General features: G+C 54.9%; 17 protein-coding genes. 12 read left to right on the top strand and 5 right to left on the bottom strand.

Going from position 1 to position 17,016, the window contains the following annotated elements:
- The 7 genes from DD606_RS14165 to mglC all read left to right on the top strand — a co-directional run.
- The coding region (locus DD606_RS14165; protein ID WP_129258781.1) for a YbfB/YjiJ family MFS transporter at positions 1–749 on the top strand (749 nt) is incomplete at its 5' end.
- 102 nt (positions 750–851) lie between these two features.
- Positions 852–1,520 (top strand): GTP cyclohydrolase I FolE, encoded by a 669-nt coding sequence (gene folE, locus DD606_RS14160; RefSeq protein WP_003859328.1) that lies wholly within the window; start codon positions 852–854, stop codon positions 1,518–1,520.
- 18 nt (positions 1,521–1,538) lie between these two features.
- Positions 1,539–2,696: a DUF418 domain-containing protein YeiB gene (gene yeiB / locus DD606_RS14155; protein WP_032659578.1), complete on the top strand. Its 1,158-nt coding sequence runs from the start codon at positions 1,539–1,541 to the stop codon at positions 2,694–2,696.
- Positions 2,697–2,851: 155 nt separating this feature from the next.
- A complete protein-coding gene (gene galS / locus DD606_RS14150) occupies positions 2,852–3,874 on the top strand; it encodes an HTH-type transcriptional regulator GalS (protein ID WP_003859324.1) in 1,023 nt (340 codons plus the stop codon).
- A gap of 295 nt (positions 3,875–4,169) precedes the next feature.
- Entirely contained in the window at positions 4,170–5,168 is a 999-nt protein-coding gene (mglB, locus tag DD606_RS14145; protein WP_003859322.1) for a galactose/glucose ABC transporter substrate-binding protein MglB, read from the top strand.
- A 79-nt stretch (positions 5,169–5,247) separates the two neighbouring features.
- Positions 5,248–6,768 (top strand): galactose/methyl galactoside ABC transporter ATP-binding protein MglA, encoded by a 1,521-nt coding sequence (gene mglA, locus DD606_RS14140; RefSeq protein ID WP_129258779.1) that lies wholly within the window; start codon positions 5,248–5,250, stop codon positions 6,766–6,768.
- 15 nt (positions 6,769–6,783) lie between these two features.
- Positions 6,784–7,794 carry a galactose/methyl galactoside ABC transporter permease MglC gene (mglC, locus tag DD606_RS14135; protein ID WP_003859318.1) on the top strand — a complete coding sequence of 337 codons (1,011 nt, stop codon included), beginning with the start codon at positions 6,784–6,786 and terminating at the stop codon, positions 7,792–7,794.
- A 127-nt stretch (positions 7,795–7,921) separates the two neighbouring features.
- Here mglC and sanA read toward each other — a convergent pair whose 3' ends face one another.
- The 4 genes from sanA to DD606_RS14115 form a co-directional block, all read right to left on the bottom strand.
- Positions 7,922–8,632 (bottom strand): outer membrane permeability protein SanA, encoded by a 711-nt coding sequence (gene sanA, locus DD606_RS14130; protein ID WP_039274159.1) that lies wholly within the window; start codon positions 8,630–8,632, stop codon positions 7,922–7,924.
- 127 nt (positions 8,633–8,759) lie between these two features.
- On the bottom strand, positions 8,760–9,644 hold the full coding sequence (gene cdd / locus DD606_RS14125) for a cytidine deaminase (RefSeq protein ID WP_003859312.1): 885 nt from the start codon (positions 9,642–9,644) through the stop codon (positions 8,760–8,762).
- A gap of 128 nt (positions 9,645–9,772) precedes the next feature.
- A complete protein-coding gene (locus DD606_RS14120; protein ID WP_003859310.1) occupies positions 9,773–10,468 on the bottom strand; it encodes a CidB/LrgB family autolysis modulator in 696 nt (231 codons plus the stop codon).
- A complete protein-coding gene (locus DD606_RS14115) occupies positions 10,465–10,860 on the bottom strand; it encodes a CidA/LrgA family protein (RefSeq protein ID WP_003859308.1) in 396 nt (131 codons plus the stop codon). Before DD606_RS14115 ends, DD606_RS14120 begins: the two co-directional genes overlap by 4 nt.
- 168 nt (positions 10,861–11,028) lie before the next feature.
- Between DD606_RS14115 and dusC the strand changes: the two genes are divergently transcribed.
- The 3 genes from dusC to DD606_RS14095 all read left to right on the top strand — a co-directional run bounded on the left by dusC (position 11,029) and on the right by DD606_RS14095 (position 14,530).
- Positions 11,029–11,964 (top strand): tRNA dihydrouridine(16) synthase DusC, encoded by a 936-nt coding sequence (gene dusC, locus DD606_RS14110; protein ID WP_003859306.1) that lies wholly within the window; start codon positions 11,029–11,031, stop codon positions 11,962–11,964.
- Between the two features lie 332 nt (positions 11,965–12,296).
- A complete protein-coding gene (gene mdtQ / locus DD606_RS14100; protein ID WP_032659567.1) occupies positions 12,297–13,715 on the top strand; it encodes a multidrug resistance outer membrane protein MdtQ in 1,419 nt (472 codons plus the stop codon).
- 50 nt (positions 13,716–13,765) lie between these two features.
- Positions 13,766–14,530: an SDR family oxidoreductase gene (locus tag DD606_RS14095; protein ID WP_023324964.1), complete on the top strand. Its 765-nt coding sequence runs from the start codon at positions 13,766–13,768 to the stop codon at positions 14,528–14,530.
- Positions 14,531–14,586: 56 nt separating this feature from the next.
- Here DD606_RS14095 and DD606_RS14090 read toward each other — a convergent pair whose 3' ends face one another.
- Positions 14,587–15,159: a DedA family protein gene (locus DD606_RS14090; RefSeq protein WP_045340718.1), complete on the bottom strand. Its 573-nt coding sequence runs from the start codon at positions 15,157–15,159 to the stop codon at positions 14,587–14,589.
- Between the two features lie 157 nt (positions 15,160–15,316).
- Between DD606_RS14090 and DD606_RS14085 the strand changes: the two genes are divergently transcribed.
- Both DD606_RS14085 and pbpG read left to right on the top strand, forming a co-directional pair.
- Positions 15,317–15,904: a Yip1 family protein gene (locus DD606_RS14085; protein WP_003859296.1), complete on the top strand. Its 588-nt coding sequence runs from the start codon at positions 15,317–15,319 to the stop codon at positions 15,902–15,904.
- A 167-nt stretch (positions 15,905–16,071) separates the two neighbouring features.
- Positions 16,072–16,995, top strand: coding sequence for a D-alanyl-D-alanine endopeptidase (gene pbpG, locus DD606_RS14080; RefSeq protein ID WP_003859292.1), 924 nt, complete (start codon positions 16,072–16,074; stop codon positions 16,993–16,995).
- The last annotated feature ends 21 nt before the right edge of the window (positions 16,996–17,016 follow it).

The following is a 17,016-nucleotide window of genomic DNA, read 5'->3' as shown; positions in this document are numbered from 1 at the left end:
CCGGACCCGGGGCCGGCATCGCCCTGAGCGGCCTGCTGGCGGTCTATATTCAGGCGAAATCCTTGTCCGCCGGGGCGGCATGGCAAATCTACGGCGTACTGGCGCTGGTGCTGATCGTACTGGTGGCGCGCTACCTGCCGCGCGCAGGTCAGCTTCATCGCCCTGGTACCGCGCCTGAGCCGTTGCTGCTGACTGCGGATCTCAGGCGTCTGGTCTGGAGCTACAGCCTGGCAGGGTTCGGCTATATCCTCCCGGCGACCTTTTTATCGCAAATGGCGGCGGTGCGTTTTCCCGGCAGCCTGTTTGCCCAGTTTGTCTGGCCAATATTTGGCGCCGCCTCGGTGGTGGGGATTGCGCTGAGCATTGCCCTGCGGCATATATCAAGCGCTAACCGCAGGCTGGCGATTGTTCTTTGGTTACAGGGGATTGGCGTGCTGGCGGCCTGGTTGCTGCCGGGCATAGGCGGCTTGCTGACGGGTGGGCTGCTGGTGGGCGGCGGGTTCCTCTGCGCCGTGCAGCTCTCTCTTCTGTACGGTCGCGAGCTGGCGCCAGACCACACGCGTTACATGGCGGGACTGCTCACCACCGGGTATGCCATTGGTCAGCTGGTGGGTCCGGTCACGTCGGCTCTGTCGACCTGGCTCACGCACCGTCTGGAACCTGCGCTGGGGCTGGCGGGGATCGCGCTGTTCGTTGGCGGAGCGTTAGTCTGGAACCGTCAGGCTGAAAGGCAACAGCAATTGCAATAATTATCGTCGTGAATACTGGATTATGTGCGTCGCCTCACGCACAATGAGCGCACACTTTTGCCACAACGAGGGCAAAAGACGCCACACCTGCAGGAGAAAAGAATGTCATCACTCAGTAAAGAAGCAGCCCTTGTCCATGAAGCGCTGGTTGCGCGCGGTCTTGAAACGCCACTGCGCCCGCCCGTGCAGGAGCTGGACAATGTTACCCGCAAGCGTCTGATCGCCGGCCATATGACGGAGATCATGCAACTGCTGAATCTCGATCTGAGCGACGACAGCCTGATGGAGACGCCGCACCGCATCGCGAAGATGTACGTCGACGAAATTTTCTCCGGCCTGGATTACGCGAACTTCCCGAAAATCACCGTCATTGAAAATAAGATGAAGGTCGATGAGATGGTGACGGTACGCGATATCACGCTGACCAGCACCTGCGAGCATCACTTTGTGACCATCGATGGTAAAGCAACGGTGGCCTATATTCCAAAAGATACGGTCATTGGCCTGTCCAAGATCAACCGCATCGTGCAGTTCTTTGCCCAGCGTCCGCAGGTGCAGGAACGTCTGACGCAGCAGATCCTGACCGCACTGCAAACCCTGTTGGGGACTAACAATGTGGCGGTGTCTATCGACGCGGTGCACTACTGCGTGAAAGCGCGCGGCGTGCGTGATGCTACCAGCGCAACCACCACCACTTCGCTGGGCGGCCTGTTCAAATCGAGCCAGAACACCCGCCAGGAGTTCCTGCGCGCCGTGCGTCACCACAACTAATCAGACAGGGCAGGGACCATGGAGCGAAACGTCACGCTCGATTTTGTTCGCGGCGTCGCCATTCTCGGTATCCTGCTGCTGAATATCAGCGCCTTCGGTCTGCCGAAGGCCGCCTATCTGAATCCTGCGTGGTATGGCGACATCACGCGTAGCGACGCCTGGACGTGGGCAATCCTCGATCTCTTTGCACAGGTGAAATTCCTGACCCTCTTTGCGCTTCTGTTTGGCGCGGGACTTCAGCTTCTGCTCAAACGCGGTACGCGCTGGATCCAGTCGCGTTTAACGCTGCTGGTTATCCTCGGTTTTATTCACGGGCTGCTTTTCTGGGACGGCGATATTCTGCTCGCGTATGGTCTGGTGGGCCTGATTTGCTGGCGGCTGATCCGCGACGCACCCGGTGTGAAAAGCCTGTTTAACACCGGCGTGATGCTCTATGTCATGGGACTGGCCGTGTTATTGCTGCTTGGCATGATTGCCGATGATTCCACCAGTCGTTCATGGATCCCGGATGCGGCCAACCTGCAATATGAGCAGTTCTGGAAGCTGAAAGGCGGCATGGAAGCGATCGGCAACCGGGCCGATATGCTCGGCGATAACCTGCTGGCGCTGGGCGCGCAATACGGCTGGCAGCTGGCGGGGATGATGCTGATGGGTGCAGCCCTGATGCGCACCGGCTGGCTGAAAGGGGAATTTAGCCTGCGACACTATCGTCGTACGGGTGCAGGGCTGGTGCTGCTCGGCGTGATCATCAACCTCCCGGCGGTGATGATGCAGTGGCATCTACAATGGGATTACCGTTGGTGTGCGTTCCTGTTGCAGGTGCCGCGCGAACTGAGCGCGCCGTTCCAGACCATTGGCTATGCGGCGCTGATCTATGGCTTCTGGCCCCAGCTTTCTCGCCTGTGGATCGTCAGTGCGGTGGCCTGCGTCGGGCGGATGGCGTTAAGCAATTACATCCTGCAAACGCTGATATGCACCACGCTTTTCTACCGATTCGGCCTGTTTATGAAATTCGATCGCCTGACGCTGCTGGCGTTTGTTATTCCGGTCTGGATTGTTAACGTGGTGTTTTCAGTTGTCTGGCTGCGTTTTTTCCGTCAGGGCCCGCTGGAATGGGCATGGCGACAGTTAACCGCTCGTGCTTCGGGCGTGTCATTGCGTAATACATCCAGATAACGATCTGGATCACAATCATTAACAAAACGAATGTAAGCGTTTTCATCTGTGTGAGCTTCTTCACGTAGTCTCCTCTCTCTCGCTGCCAGAATAGCCACCTTGCTAAACACAGGGGGTGTCTGTGAGTTGCTGCAATCCTTTAAAGGGTGGTGAATATGATCACCATTCGTGACGTCGCCCGCCAGGCGGGTGTTTCTGTTGCTACTGTCTCCCGTGTGCTGAACAACAGTGCGCTGGTCAGCCCTGAAACGCGTGAAACCGTAATGAAAGCCGTGACCCAGCTGGGGTACCGGCCAAACGCCAATGCCCAGGCGCTGGCGACGCAGGTCAGCGATACCATTGGCGTAGTGGTGATGGACGTGTCGGACGCCTTCTTCGGCGCGCTGGTCAAAGCGGTGGATGTGGTTGCCCAGCAGCACCAGAAATATGTGCTGATTGGCAACAGCTATCACGAGGCTGAAAAAGAGCGTTATGCCATTGAGGTACTGATCCGCCAGCGCTGTAACGCCCTGATTGTGCACTCAAAAGCCCTGAGCGATGAAGAGCTGGCCGGGTTTATGGAGCAGATCCCCGGCATGGTGCTGATCAACCGTATCGTCCCCGGCTACGCGCATCGCTGCGTCGGTCTGGATAACATCAGCGGCGCGATGATGGCGACGCGGATGCTCATCAGCAACGGCCATCAGCGCATAGGTTATCTGGCTTCCAGCCACGGTATTGAAGACGACATGATGCGCCGCGAGGGCTGGCAAAACGCCCTGAAAGAGCAGGGCATTGCGCCGCTGGAGAGCTGGGTAGGTACCGGTTCGCCGGACATGCAGGGCGGTGAAGCGGCAATGGTTGAACTGCTGGGGCGTAATCTTCAGCTGACGGCCGTGTTTGCCTATAACGACAGCATGGCGGCAGGTGCGCTTACCGCGCTGAAAGATAATGGCATTGCGGTACCGCAGCATTTATCGCTGATCGGTTTTGATGATATCCCCATTGCCCGTTACACCGATCCGCAGCTGACAACGGTACGTTATCCCATTGCGTCGATGGCGAAACTGGCGACAGAGCTGGCGTTACAGGGGGCGGCTGGGCTGTTAGATCCTGACGCAACGCATTGTTTTATGCCGACTTTAGTACGCCGCCATTCGGTCGCTATCCGGCAAACTGTGGCTCCGATCACTAACTGATAACATCACGTGATGTAACCGTTTTCAATCTGTGAGTAAATTCACAGTATCTTAACAAGCCGCTGTCTATGATGTCAGCGTTTTAGGGGCTGAAACACAATGTAACGGTGATTATTCACTTTTACCGTTATCACAATGCCTCAAACAACGAATAAAACGCATTTCTGGAGCGTTACCGAACACGGAAGCTGGACATTTTATAAGTGAACTTCGGCGATCAGTAACGTTTTATTAACATCTGCCCGCCGACCGTTTTTCACAAGAACTACCCTGCATAAAAAAAACCGGAGATACCATGAATAAGAAGGTGTTGACTCTGTCTGCTGTCATGGCAAGCATGCTTTTTGGCGCAGCAGCACACGCAGCGGATACCCGTATTGGCGTGACTATCTATAAATACGACGATAACTTCATGTCCGTTGTGCGTAAAGCAATTGAAAAAGATGCTAAATCAGCGCCAGACGTGCAACTGCTGATGAATGACTCCCAGAATGACCAGTCCAAACAGAACGATCAGATTGACGTTCTTCTGGCAAAAGGCGTGAAAGCGCTGGCTATTAACCTGGTTGACCCGGCTGCGGCAGGCACGGTGATCGAGAAAGCGCGCGGCCAGAACGTGCCAATTGTCTTCTTCAACAAAGAACCTTCCCGTAAAGCGCTGGACAGCTACGACAAAGCGTATTACGTGGGTACCGACTCCAAAGAGTCCGGGATTATCCAGGGCGATCTGATTGCGAAACACTGGGCGGCGAACCCAAACTGGGATCTGAACAAAGATGGTCAGATTCAGTTCGTTCTGCTGAAAGGCGAACCGGGCCATCCAGATGCTGAAGCACGTACCACCTACGTTATTAAAGAGCTGAACGACAAGGGCCTTAAAACCCAGCAGCTGGCGTTAGACACCGCAATGTGGGATACCGCTCAGGCGAAAGATAAGATGGACGCGTGGCTGTCCGGCCCTAACGCCAACAAAATTGAAGTGGTCATTGCCAACAACGATGCGATGGCAATGGGTGCGGTAGAAGCGCTGAAAGCACACAACAAATCCGCGATTCCTGTATTCGGTGTGGATGCCCTGCCAGAAGCGCTGGCGCTGGTGAAATCTGGCGCTATGGCCGGTACCGTACTGAACGATGCCAACAACCAGGCGAAAGCCACCTTCGATCTGGCGAAAAACCTGGCCGATGGTAAAGGTGCCGCTGACGGGACTAACTGGAAAGTTGACAACAAAATCGTTCGCGTTCCTTACGTGGGCGTAGACCAGTCCAACCTGGCTGAGTTTATCGGTAAATAAGTTATCTGCATTGTCTTCACTGGGCGCAATTCGTTGCGCCCTTTTATAACGCGATATGCGAGGCCAACAAGGTATAATTATGGTCAGCACAACTACTCAGTCGTCCGGTGAATACTTGTTGGAAATGACCGGTGTCAATAAGTTATTCCCCGGTGTTAAGGCGCTCGATAATGTTAATTTAAAAGTTCGTCCTCACTCTATTCATGCATTAATGGGTGAAAACGGTGCGGGTAAATCAACATTATTAAAATGCCTTTTTGGGATCTATCAAAAAGATTCTGGCAGCATTCTTTTTCAGGGAAAAGAGATCGACTTCCATTCAGCGAAAGAAGCGCTGGAGAACGGTATCTCGATGGTACACCAGGAATTAAACCTGGTCCTGCAACGTTCAGTTATGGATAATATGTGGTTGGGTCGTTATCCAACCAAAGGTGTCTTTGTCGATCAGGATAAAATGTATCGCGACACCAAAGCCATTTTTGATGAGCTGGATATTGATATCGACCCGCGCGCCCGCGTCGGGACATTATCCGTTTCCCAGATGCAGATGATCGAAATTGCCAAAGCGTTCTCCTATGATGCGAAAATTGTGATCATGGATGAACCGACATCGTCATTAACGGAAAAAGAGGTTAACCACCTTTTTACCATTATTCGTAAGCTGAAAGATCGCGGCTGTGGCATTGTCTATATCTCACATAAAATGGAAGAGATCTTCCAGCTGTGCGATGAAATCACCATCCTGCGCGACGGTCAGTGGATTGCCACCCAGCCGCTGGAAGGGCTGGACATGGACAAGATCATCGCCATGATGGTTGGCCGTTCTCTGAACCAGCGCTTCCCGGATAAAGAAAACAAGCCAGGCGAAGTGATTCTGGAGGTGCGTAACCTGACCTCGCTGCGTCAGCCGTCTATCCGCGATGTCTCTTTCGATCTGCACAAGGGGGAGATCCTTGGCATCGCAGGGCTGGTGGGCGCTAAGCGCACCGATATCGTGGAAACCCTGTTTGGTATCCGTGAGAAAGCCGAAGGCACCATTACGCTGCACGGTAAGAAGATCAACAACCACAACGCCAACGAAGCCATTAATAATGGCTTTGCGCTGGTGACGGAAGAGCGTCGTTCCACCGGTATTTACGCTTATCTGGATATTAACTTTAACTCGTTAATTTCTAATATTCGCAATTACAAAAACAAGGTCGGGCTGCTGGATAATTCCCGCATGAAGAGCGATACCCAGTGGGTGATTGACTCCATGCGCGTGAAAACGCCGGGCCACCGCACGCAAATTGGCTCACTTTCGGGAGGAAACCAGCAGAAAGTCATTATTGGTCGCTGGCTATTAACCCAGCCTGAAATTCTGATGCTGGATGAACCTACGCGCGGTATCGACGTGGGTGCAAAATTCGAGATTTACCAGCTTATCGCAGAGCTGGCGAAAAAAGATAAAGGGATCATTATTATTTCTTCCGAAATGCCGGAATTGTTAGGGATCACAGACCGTATTCTGGTTATGAGCAATGGTCTCGTTGCCGGTATTGTTGAAACCAAAACGACAACGCAAAACGAAATTTTGCGTCTTGCGTCTTTGCACCTTTAAGATCAGGGGCTCCTCATGAGTGCGTTAAATAAAAAAAGTTTTCTCACTTATCTGAAAGAAGGCGGTATTTACGTTGTTCTTTTAGTCTTGCTGGCGATTATTATTTTCCAGGACCCTACGTTCTTAAGTCTGCTGAACTTGAGTAACATTCTGACCCAGTCTTCCGTACGTATTATTATCGCGCTTGGCGTGGCGGGACTTATCGTTACCCAGGGGACTGACCTTTCGGCAGGGCGCCAGGTGGGTCTGGCGGCGGTCATTGCGGCGACCCTGTTGCAGTCGATGGAAAACGCCAACAAGGTATTCCCGGAGATGGCGACCATGCCGATTTTTGTGGTGATCCTGATCGTGTGTGCCATCGGCGCGGTAATTGGCCTGATTAACGGCATCATCATTGCTTACCTGAACGTGACGCCATTCATCACTACGCTTGGCACGATGATCATCGTTTATGGTATCAACTCCCTGTACTACGATTTCGTCGGCGCGTCTCCAATCTCTGGCTTCGACAGCGGCTTCTCGACCTTCACGCAGGGGTTTGTTGCGCTCGGCAGCTTCCGTCTCTCCTATATCACCTTCTATGCGCTGATTGCGGTGGCATTTGTCTGGATCCTGTGGAACAAAACCCGCTTCGGTAAAAACATCTTTGCTATCGGCGGTAACCCGGAAGCGGCGAAGGTCTCCGGGGTCAACGTGGCTCTGAACCTGCTGATGATTTATGCCCTGTCCGGGGTCTTCTACGCCTTCGGCGGGATGCTGGAAGCAGGCCGTATCGGCTCTGCAACCAACAACCTCGGCTTTATGTACGAACTGGATGCGATTGCGGCCTGCGTGGTTGGCGGCGTCTCCTTCAGCGGCGGCGTGGGTACCGTGCTGGGCGTGGTGACCGGTGTGATCATCTTCACCGTTATCAACTACGGCCTGACCTACATCGGTGTGAACCCGTACTGGCAGTACATTATCAAGGGTGCGATCATCATCTTCGCGGTTGCCCTGGATTCACTGAAGTACGCGCGTAAGAAGTAAGTTCTTCAGAATGAAAAGGCCCGCTCACGTAGCGGGCCTTTTTTTGCCCGGTGGCGCGACGCTTACCGGGCCTACAAAATCGCGATCGTAAGTCGGTTAAGGCGAAGCCGCCACCCGACATCAGTTATTACTTCTTCTGCATTTCCAGCAGCTGCTCCGGCGTTACCGCCGGATAACCCTGCGCATCCTCCGGCACTTCGTGCATCGTTGGGATCGGCACCAGCGGGCCTAAAAAGCGCGGTTCACGTTTGAACAGGTACAGGTCAGCCAGCGCGCCGAAACGGGCGCCAAACTCACGCACGCGCACGCTCAGCATATCTTTTGGCGATGGCACCGCATAACACTGCGCCTGAATGCCCATATGCAGGGCGATAAACAGCGCCCGCTCGCAGTGGAAACGCTGGGTAATGATGATGAAATCATTGGTGTCGAACACCTTGCGGGTACGCACGATGGAATCAAGCGTGCGGAATCCGGCGTAGTCGAGCACGATATCGGCCGGGTCGACGCCTGCGGCAATCAGATCTTTGCGCATCGTCACCGGCTCGTTATAGCTTTGCAGCGCGTTATCGCCGCTCAACAGCAGATAGTTCACCTTGCCGCTGTTATAGGCGTTCAGCGCGCCCTGAATACGATACCGGTAATACTGATTTATGACGCCGGTGCGGTAATACTTGGCGGTGCCAAGCACCACGCCAACCTGACGGTAGGGGAGGTCCTGTAGGTCATCAAAAATGTAGGGGGCTGTTTTCCAGCTCATCCAGCGGTCGAGACCCAGCACGATCAACAGCAGTATGCCGACCAGGACAGACAGGCTGTAAAACACGCGCTTTAACATGCAGATGGCTCGTACCGATGATGAAATTTCCCTCAGGCTACTGTACCCGCCTGGTTAGCGCAAGAAACAGCGATTCAACTGAGGGGTTTTTCGTCAGACTGGCGGGCAACTCTGCCCGCCGAACAGATTATGCCAGCAGCACGCGGTCAATGGTTGAACAGCCCAGCGCTTTCAGCGTGGCTGCGGTCGCGTCCCACTGGATCAGCGGCGCATCGGCCTTTTCAGCCAGGATTGCGCGCTGAATATCCGGGTAGTCATACCCGTTCAGGCTAAGCAGGTTCAGGGCGCCCTGAAGCGGAGGCAGCGTCGGGTTAAACGCGGCGTTCTCTGCGTAACTGCCGGTGAAGATGCGGCCGTCGCGGCACTGAAGGGCGACGCCGCTTGGAGATTTGCTGTATGGCGTGTGGCTTTTATTGGCGGCGGCAATGGCCGCTTCGCTCAGCTCATCCCCTGAGAGCGCATAACCGTGGTCCTGCTCGTCCATCAGCAGGGTTTTGATCTCAAGATCTTTCGGGCCGAAAGCATCCGGCAGGTAATCACGCAGCGTATGCGGTGCGCGTCCCGGCAGGTTGATACGCAGTTCAAGACCGCTGTTCAGCTCATTCATAAACTGGCGGCAGTGGCCGCAAGGGGTATAGTTGACGGTGATGGCGCGCAGGGCTTTTTCGCCGCGTAGCCAGGCGTGACTGATGGCGCTCTGCTCCGCATGGACGGTTTGCTGCATGGTCGCACCGAGAAACTCCATGTTTCCGCCGAAGTACCAGGTCCCGCTCACACCGCGCGCAATTGCGCCTACGTTAAAATGGGAAAGGTCAGCGCGGGCGCAGGCAGCCGCCAGGGGCAGCAGGGCGAAAGCCAGCGCGTCTTCGTCCAGCCCCGTTGCCTGTTTAAGCGTCGTGACCTGATCTGCCGTCAGCAGGGCGGGGAAATGCGCATCCGCCAGAACCGGAGCCAGGGCTGATTGCAAATTCTCTGCAAGCTGAGAGAAAGCAGCTTGAAAACGTGGATGCATGACGTTGCCTCATCAAGGTTAATGGATCGGTAGTGTACGGAGCCGTACGGCCTTTATATGTGATCCAAATCTCATTATGTGTGCAACTTATGAAATGAAAATGAAATTTGCGCGACGCATCGCAAATTTTAGCCCATTACTGCCAGAATAATCGGGAAGATAAACGGCGCGACCAGGGAAGTGATAATCCCGCAGATCACCAGCGCCAGCGAGCTGAATGCCCCTTCCTGATAATCGAGTTCCGCGCAGCGTGCGGTGCCCAGCGCGTGCGAGGCGGTACCCATCGCCAGACCGCGTGCCGCTTTGGTACGAATTTTCATGATATTCAGCAGCGTATGACCAAACACCGCGCCCAGGATACCGACGAAAATCACGCACACGGCGCTGATGGCCGGAATGCCCCCGATGCTGCCGCCCACGGCCATGGCAATCGGCGTGGTGACGGATTTAGGCAGGATAGAGGCGGCGATCTGCGGCGATGCGCCCATCATTAAGGCCACCGAGGTGCCGGTGATCATCGCAACAAGGCTCCCCACGAAGCAGATGGTTATGATGGATTTCCAGCGCGCGCGGATCTGATGCAGTTGCTCATATAAAGGAAACGCCAGCGCCACCACGGCAGGCTGCAACAAATCGTTAAGGATCTTGCTCCCGGCGAAGTAACGCTCATAAGAAATGCCGGTGAGCAGCAGAAAAGGAATAATCACCACCATGGCGACCAGCAGCGGGTTGAGCAACGGCATTTTGAAACGCACCGCAAGCTTACGCGCAGCAAAGAACACCACCAGGGTTAACGGCAGGGACCACCAGATATTCGCCATCATTTTTTTGTTTTCTCCCCGACGACCTTACGTTCGCCATGCACAATGTGTGAACTCCAGCTGACGACCAGGAAAACCACCAGCGTACTGATGGCGCAGGAGACCACAATCGGGCCGAACTGCGCTTTAAGCACATCGTAATACTGCATAACCCCAACGCCGATAGGCACAAAAAGCAGGGCCATGTAGCGAATGAGAACGAAGCACCCTGGGTTGACCCATTTTGCGGGCAGCACCTGTAATGCCAGCAGTACAAACAGGATCAGCATGCCGATAATGCTGCCGGGTATCGTAATCGGCAGCAGCGAAGCGATAAAAATGCCGGCGTACAGGCAGGCATAAATGAGGACGAAGGCGCGAAGGTATTGCCAGATAGTATTCAGTGATTTGCTCATGGTGAAAGTCCTTGCTGAGACGTATTCATCATACAATTAAACCTGAAAATGTGCCACGGATCACATCATGAATTTTGGGCATATCAGACATTCCGGAATGGAACGCCGGGCTTTCAACATACATAGAGAGCAGCTACTATAGCGCGTCTTTTTTCACAGGTACTCAGAATGCGTGTTTTACTGGCCCCGATGGAAGGCGTGCTCGACTCTCTCGTGCGCGAGCTGCTTACCGAGGTGAACGATTACGATCTCTGCGTGACGGAGTTTCTGCGCGTGGTCGATATGTTGCTGCCAGAAAAATCATTTTATCGTCTCTGTCCGGAACTGCATCGTCAGAGCCGCACGCCGTCCGGTACGCTGGTGCGCGTCCAGCTGCTCGGCCAGTATCCTGAGTGGCTGGCTGAAAACGCCGCCCGCGCGGTAGCGCTTGGTTCGTACGGCGTCGATCTTAACTGCGGCTGTCCGTCAAAGCTGGTCAACGGCAGCGGCGGGGGGGCGACGCTACTTAAAGATCCGGAGCTGATTTATCGCGGCGCAAAGGCCATGCGTGAGGCAGTGCCATCGCATCTGCCGGTGACGGTCAAAGTCCGTCTGGGATGGGACAGCGGCGATAAGCAGTTTGAAATTGCTGACGCGGTGCAGCAGGCGGGCGCCACCGAGCTGGTGGTGCACGGGCGAACCAAAGAGGATGGTTATAAAGCCGAGCGCATTAACTGGCAGGCGATTGGCGAGATCCGCAAACGGCTTACGATTCCGGTGATTGCCAACGGCGAAATCTGGGATTACGAGAGCGCGCAGGCCTGCCTCAAAGAGACCGGCTGTAATGCCGTGATGATTGGCCGCGGTGCGCTGAACGTGCCGAACCTCAGCCGGGTGGTGAAATATAATGAACCGCGGATGCCGTGGGCGGATGTGGTGAAACTACTGCAAAAATACACGCGGCTGGAAAAACAGGGCGATACCGGCTTGTATCACGTCGCGCGCATTAAACAGTGGCTGAGTTATTTGCGTAAGGAGTACGACGACGCGCTGGGATTATTTCAGGAGATCCGTACCCTACAGACGTCTGCGGATATTGCCCGGGTGATCCAGTCGAAGTCCTGAGCGAAGTGTGAAGAGTTTGCCCGGCGCGGAGCCGGGCAACGGAATCAGAAAATCATCTTGAATACGCCGGTTACCACCAGCAGCCCTATCAGAAATATAATCAAAATAACCCACAATAATATTTTCATTCGCCTCTCCTGCGTATGTCTGTCGAAGTAAGTGTAGCAGTCAATTCATAATTAGCATGAATACATGAAATTAACTCATTGTCTTGGGGAATAAATTTCCGGATATGAAAATGTATAACAATATGCGGATTGCCACGCGTTACTAAAAAACGGAACGTCAGTAAGCGTAAGTTGCGCCTTTATTTTTTTTGAGTTCATGGCGTAATGAAACGTTCTCTTACTTTATCTCTGAGTGCTCCTCTTGTTTTTATGCTGGCCGCCTGCGCGCCGGAACATGCCACGGTGTCTCCAGTAAAAACGCAAGCCGCCGCCGCAACTGTAAATACCCAACTGCGTCATGCCGACTGGCCAAAAAGCGAATGGTGGAAAGACTTTAACGACTCCCAGCTCAACGCGCTGATCGACAAAGCGCTGGCGGATGCGCCGGATATGCAAATTGCCCGTCAGCGTATCACCCTGGCGGAAGCACAGGCGAAAGCCGCTGTCGCTGCTGAGGGTCCACAACTGGATTTTTCCGCAGATGTGGAACGGCAAAAGATGTCGGCAGAGGGGTTGATGGGGCCATTTGCACTGACCGACCCGGCAGCGGGGACCACCGGCCCCTGGTATACCAACGGCACCTTTGGTCTGACGGCGGGTTGGGATCTGGATTTATGGGGTAAAAACCGCGCCCAAATTGAGGCCCGCATCGGTAAGGTGAATGCGCAAAAAGCGGAGCTGGAGCAGACCCGCCAGCTGCTCGCCAGCAGCGTCGCGCGGCTGTACTGGGACTGGCAGACCGAGGCCGCGGTGGGTGACGTGCTCGCGCAGATCAAACGGGAGCAGGAAAATATCATCGGTGCCGATAGGGAGCTTTATCAGCACGGCATTACCTCCTCGGTGGAAGGGGTTGAAACGGATATCAGTGCCAGCAAAACCGATGAACAGCTCGCTGACGTGCACGGCAAAATGAAGGCCATTGAGGCGCGTCTGAATGCGTTGACCAATACCCCTTCAGTCACGCTCGCACGGCATGCCTTACCTGACGCAGAGGCATCGCTGCCATCAACGCTCGGTTATGAACTGCTGGCTCGGCGCCCGGATTTGCAGGAGGCGCACTGGTATATCGAAGCATCCATGAGCGAAGTCGATGCCGCCAGAGCCGCGTTCTACCCTGACATCAATTTGATGGCGTTCTTGCAGCAGGATGCATTGCACCTGAGCGACCTGTTCCGCTCATCTGCGCAGCAAATGGGCGTAACCGCGGGGCTGACGCTGCCAATTTTTGACAGCGGTCGGTTGAATGCGAACCTGGATATCGCCCAGGCGCAAAACAACCTCTCCGTGGCGAACTACAACAAGGCCGTGGTAGATGCCGTAAACCAGGTCGCCCGGACGGCCAGCGAAGTGGAAACGCTGACCGCCAAAAATCAGCACCAGCAGCAGATCGAAAAAGATGCGGCGCGCGTCGTCGCGCTGGCGCAGGCGCGCTTCAGGGCGGGGATCATTGCCGGCTCCCGGGTGAGTGAAGCAAAAATTCCGGCGCTCAAAGAGCGTATTGCCGGGTTGATGCTGAAAGGTCAGTACGTGGATGCCACGCTCCAGCTCACCTCCGCGCTGGGTGGCGGATATCATCACGGCTAACATTGCGCATTATCTATACTTACCTCTTTGCAGATTTTCAGGAGGTGAGTATGACGCGAGTCGCAATTGTTACCGCATCGGATTCAGGAATTGGCAAAACGACGGCCCTGATGCTGGCCGAGCGCGGGTTTGATATCGGGGTGACCTGGCACTCAGATGAGGAAGGGGCGCTGGCAACCTGCCGTGAAATTGAAGCGCGCGGGCAGCGTGCCGAGGCCATTCAACTCAACTTAAGCCATTTACCGGAAGGCGCAAAGGCCATTGAAACCCTGATTACGCGTTTCGGGCGGCTGGATGTGCTGGTTAACAATGCCGGGGCGATGAATAAAGCGCCATTTCTGGACCTGTCGTTTGACGACTGGCGGCACATATTCACCGTTGACGTGGACGGCGCGTTTCTCTGCTCGCAAATCGCGGCGCGTCAGATGGTGAAGCAGGGGGAAGGGGGGCGGATCGTGAACATCACCTCGGTGCATGAACATACGCCATTGCCGGACGCCAGCGCCTATACGGCGGCCAAACATGCGCTGGGCGGGTTAACCAAGTCGATGGCGCTGGAGCTGGTTAAACATAAGATTCTGGTGAACGCCGTTGCGCCCGGTGCGATCGCCACGCCGATGAATGATATGGACGACAGCGAAGTGAAAGAAGGCTCAATGCCGGAAATCCCGCTGGCACGGCCAGGGCATACCAAAGAAATTGCCAGCCTGGTGGCGTGGCTGTGTGACAGTGACGCCAGCTACACCACCGGGCAGTCGTTTATCGTTGACGGCGGTTTTATGCTGGCGAATCCGCAGTTTAAGCCGGAAGGGTAGATACCCTTCTCCCTCTCCCTGTGGGAGAGGGGCGGGGTGAGGGCAGCAGGCCGAACTCACTCTTCATCCCGCCGCTTTTCACGATGCTTCAGCCACAGCCGTACCCCAATCACCACCGCAACCACCAGGATCAACCACGCCCAGTGCTTCAGGTGCTGGTCAAGATTATGCAGCCATGGGCCAATCACTTCGCCACCCGCGTAGCCAAGCGTGGTGAAAATCAACGCCCAGGCAATCGCCCCGAGAATGTTCAGCGGCAGGAAAATTTTCGGTGGTAAACGACTCGCGCCAATCAGTATCGGCCCAATGATGCGAAAACCGTACATAAAGCGGGTGCCAATCACAAACAGCCAGGGACGTCGCTGGATAAGCCGCTGAGCACGGCGAATTTTCTTTTGATGCCTGGCAAAACGTTGCAAAAGCGTCGGGCCAAAGCGCAGCCCCAGAAAATAGAGCAGCTGATCGCCAATCATACCGCCCAACGCGACGGCGGCGACCACCAGCGAGAATTTCAGCAATCCCTGGTGTGCGGCCACCCCGCCCAGCAGCGTGATGGTTTCGCCTTCCGCCACGCTGCCGATCACCAGCGCGGCGTATCCATATTGTTCAATAAGACCGTTGATATCCATTACGTAAACGTCGTCTCCCTTACTGTGCCTGCGTTAATCATATACCCCATCCATTAACCGCGCGGCAATCAACGGAAATTTCCCACTGTACATAAAATAATCTAAAGCCTGCATTATACTTAAGCTATCGCTGACGGGCCGACAACAAGGGGGCGTTATGAACCATGTCTGGGGACTTTTCTCCCATCCCGATCGTGAAATGCAGGTCATCCGTAACGAGAACGAAACGGTCGCGCATCACTATACCCACCATGTCCTGCTGATGGCAGCGGTGCCGGTGGTCTGCGCATTTATTGGTACTACGCAGATAGGCTGGAACTTTGGTGACGGCACCGTGGTTCAGCTTTCGTGGTTTACCGGACTGTACCTGGCCATTCTGTTTTATGGCCTGATGCTGGCCGGGGTGGCGGTGATGGGGCGGGTCATCCACTGGATGGCGCGCAACTATCCGCAGCGCCCGTCGCTGGCACACTGTATGGTCTTCGCCGGATACGTCGCGACCCCGCTGTTTTTAAGCGGTATTGTCGCGCTCTATCCACTGGTCTGGCTGTGCGCGCTGATCGGTACGGTTGCCCTCTTTTATACCGGTTATCTGCTGTATGTAGGGGTGCCAACCTTCCTCAATATCAATAAAGAAGAGGGCCTGAGCTTCTCCAGCTCTACGCTTGCCATCGGCGTACTGGTCCTGGAGGCGCTACTGGCCCTGACAGTTATTCTTTGGGGTTATGGATACCGTCTCTTCTAAGTTCCCTGCATTGCTGGCGTAAATGCCAGCAATGCAGCATCTGGTTATGATTCTCCGCTGGCGACAACGCACGGTGACCGCTATGATGCCGAAGCCAGCCTGTGTTTATCCGTCGACACAGGCGGTGTACGTCATAACGTGCGTGAATCATTATCAGAAGTCTCATCATGCTGAAATTTCGAGTGTCACTCCTTAGTCTTGCGCTGCTGTTGGGCGTCTCCGCTACCGCGCCAGCCATCGCCAAAACGACCGCAGTCGCCACCGCTGCTGCGCAACCCCAGATTGCGTCCGGCAGCGCGATGATCGTTGACCTGAATACCAACAAGGTGATCTACGCCAGTCATCCGGATCTGGTGCGCCCGATCGCTTCCATAACCAAAGTCATGACCGCGATGGTGGTGCTTGATGCACGACTGCCGCTGGACGAAAAGCTAAAAGTGGATATCAGCCACACGCCAGAGATGAAAGGGATCTACTCTCGCGTGCGTCTGAAAAGTGAAATCAGCCGTAAAAATATGCTGCTGTTGGCGCTGATGTCCTCAGAGAACCGCGCGGCGGCGAGCCTTGCCCACCATTATCCTGGCGGTTACGACGCGTTTATCCGCGCGATGAATGCCAAAGCCAAAGCGCTGGGGATGAAAAATACCCATTTCGTGGAGCCAACCGGTCTGTCGATCCATAACGTCTCGACGGCGCGTGATTTAACAAAGCTGCTGATCGCCAGTAAGCAATACCCGCTGATTGGTCAGCTCAGCACCACGCGTGAGGAGATGGCGACATTCTCGAACCCGGCGTATACGCTGCCGTTCCGCAACACTAACCATCTGGTGTATCGCGATAACTGGAATATTCAGTTAACCAAGACCGGATTCACCAATGCGGCAGGACACTGCCTGGTGATGCGCACCGTATTTAACGGTAAGCCAGTGGCGCTGGTGGTGATGGACGCCTTCGGCAAATATACCCACTTCGCGGATGCCAGCCGCCTGCGTACCTGGATTGAAACCGGGAAAGTGCAGCCGGTGCCGGCTTCAGCGCTGGCGTATAAAAAGCAGAAAGCGGAACAGATGGCGACGGCGCAGAACGATTAGGAAAAAGCAAAACGGTAACGC

It is taken from the genome of Enterobacter cloacae complex sp. GF14B (assembly GCF_004136805.1).
Taxonomy (GTDB): Bacteria; Pseudomonadota; Gammaproteobacteria; order Enterobacterales; family Enterobacteriaceae; genus Enterobacter; species Enterobacter hormaechei_C.
The sequence above is the reverse complement of the archived record's forward strand: the minus strand, read 5'-3'. Positions and strand labels throughout refer to the sequence as shown.

What these genes read in the sequence shown, in the direction of transcription:
- folE (WP_003859328.1), top strand. Translation starts at nt 852, where the DNA reads ATGTCATCACTCAGTAAAGAAGCAGCCCTTGTCCATGAAGCGCTGGTT.
- yeiB (WP_032659578.1), top strand. Translation starts at nt 1,539, where the DNA reads ATGGAGCGAAACGTCACGCTCGATTTTGTTCGCGGCGTCGCCATTCTC.
- galS (WP_003859324.1), top strand. Translation starts at nt 2,852, where the DNA reads ATGATCACCATTCGTGACGTCGCCCGCCAGGCGGGTGTTTCTGTTGCT.
- mglB (WP_003859322.1), top strand. Translation starts at nt 4,170, where the DNA reads ATGAATAAGAAGGTGTTGACTCTGTCTGCTGTCATGGCAAGCATGCTT.
- mglA (WP_129258779.1), top strand. Translation starts at nt 5,248, where the DNA reads ATGGTCAGCACAACTACTCAGTCGTCCGGTGAATACTTGTTGGAAATG.
- mglC (WP_003859318.1), top strand. Translation starts at nt 6,784, where the DNA reads ATGAGTGCGTTAAATAAAAAAAGTTTTCTCACTTATCTGAAAGAAGGC.
- sanA (WP_039274159.1), bottom strand. Translation starts at nt 8,632, where the DNA reads ATGTTAAAGCGCGTGTTTTACAGCCTGTCTGTCCTGGTCGGCATACTG.
- cdd (WP_003859312.1), bottom strand. Translation starts at nt 9,644, where the DNA reads ATGCATCCACGTTTTCAAGCTGCTTTCTCTCAGCTTGCAGAGAATTTG.
- DD606_RS14120 (WP_003859310.1), bottom strand. Translation starts at nt 10,468, where the DNA reads ATGATGGCGAATATCTGGTGGTCCCTGCCGTTAACCCTGGTGGTGTTC.
- DD606_RS14115 (WP_003859308.1), bottom strand. Translation starts at nt 10,860, where the DNA reads ATGAGCAAATCACTGAATACTATCTGGCAATACCTTCGCGCCTTCGTC.
- dusC (WP_003859306.1), top strand. Translation starts at nt 11,029, where the DNA reads ATGCGTGTTTTACTGGCCCCGATGGAAGGCGTGCTCGACTCTCTCGTG.
- mdtQ (WP_032659567.1), top strand. Translation starts at nt 12,297, where the DNA reads ATGAAACGTTCTCTTACTTTATCTCTGAGTGCTCCTCTTGTTTTTATG.
- DD606_RS14095 (WP_023324964.1), top strand. Translation starts at nt 13,766, where the DNA reads ATGACGCGAGTCGCAATTGTTACCGCATCGGATTCAGGAATTGGCAAA.
- DD606_RS14090 (WP_045340718.1), bottom strand. Translation starts at nt 15,159, where the DNA reads ATGGATATCAACGGTCTTATTGAACAATATGGATACGCCGCGCTGGTG.
- DD606_RS14085 (WP_003859296.1), top strand. Translation starts at nt 15,317, where the DNA reads ATGAACCATGTCTGGGGACTTTTCTCCCATCCCGATCGTGAAATGCAG.
- pbpG (WP_003859292.1), top strand. Translation starts at nt 16,072, where the DNA reads ATGCTGAAATTTCGAGTGTCACTCCTTAGTCTTGCGCTGCTGTTGGGC.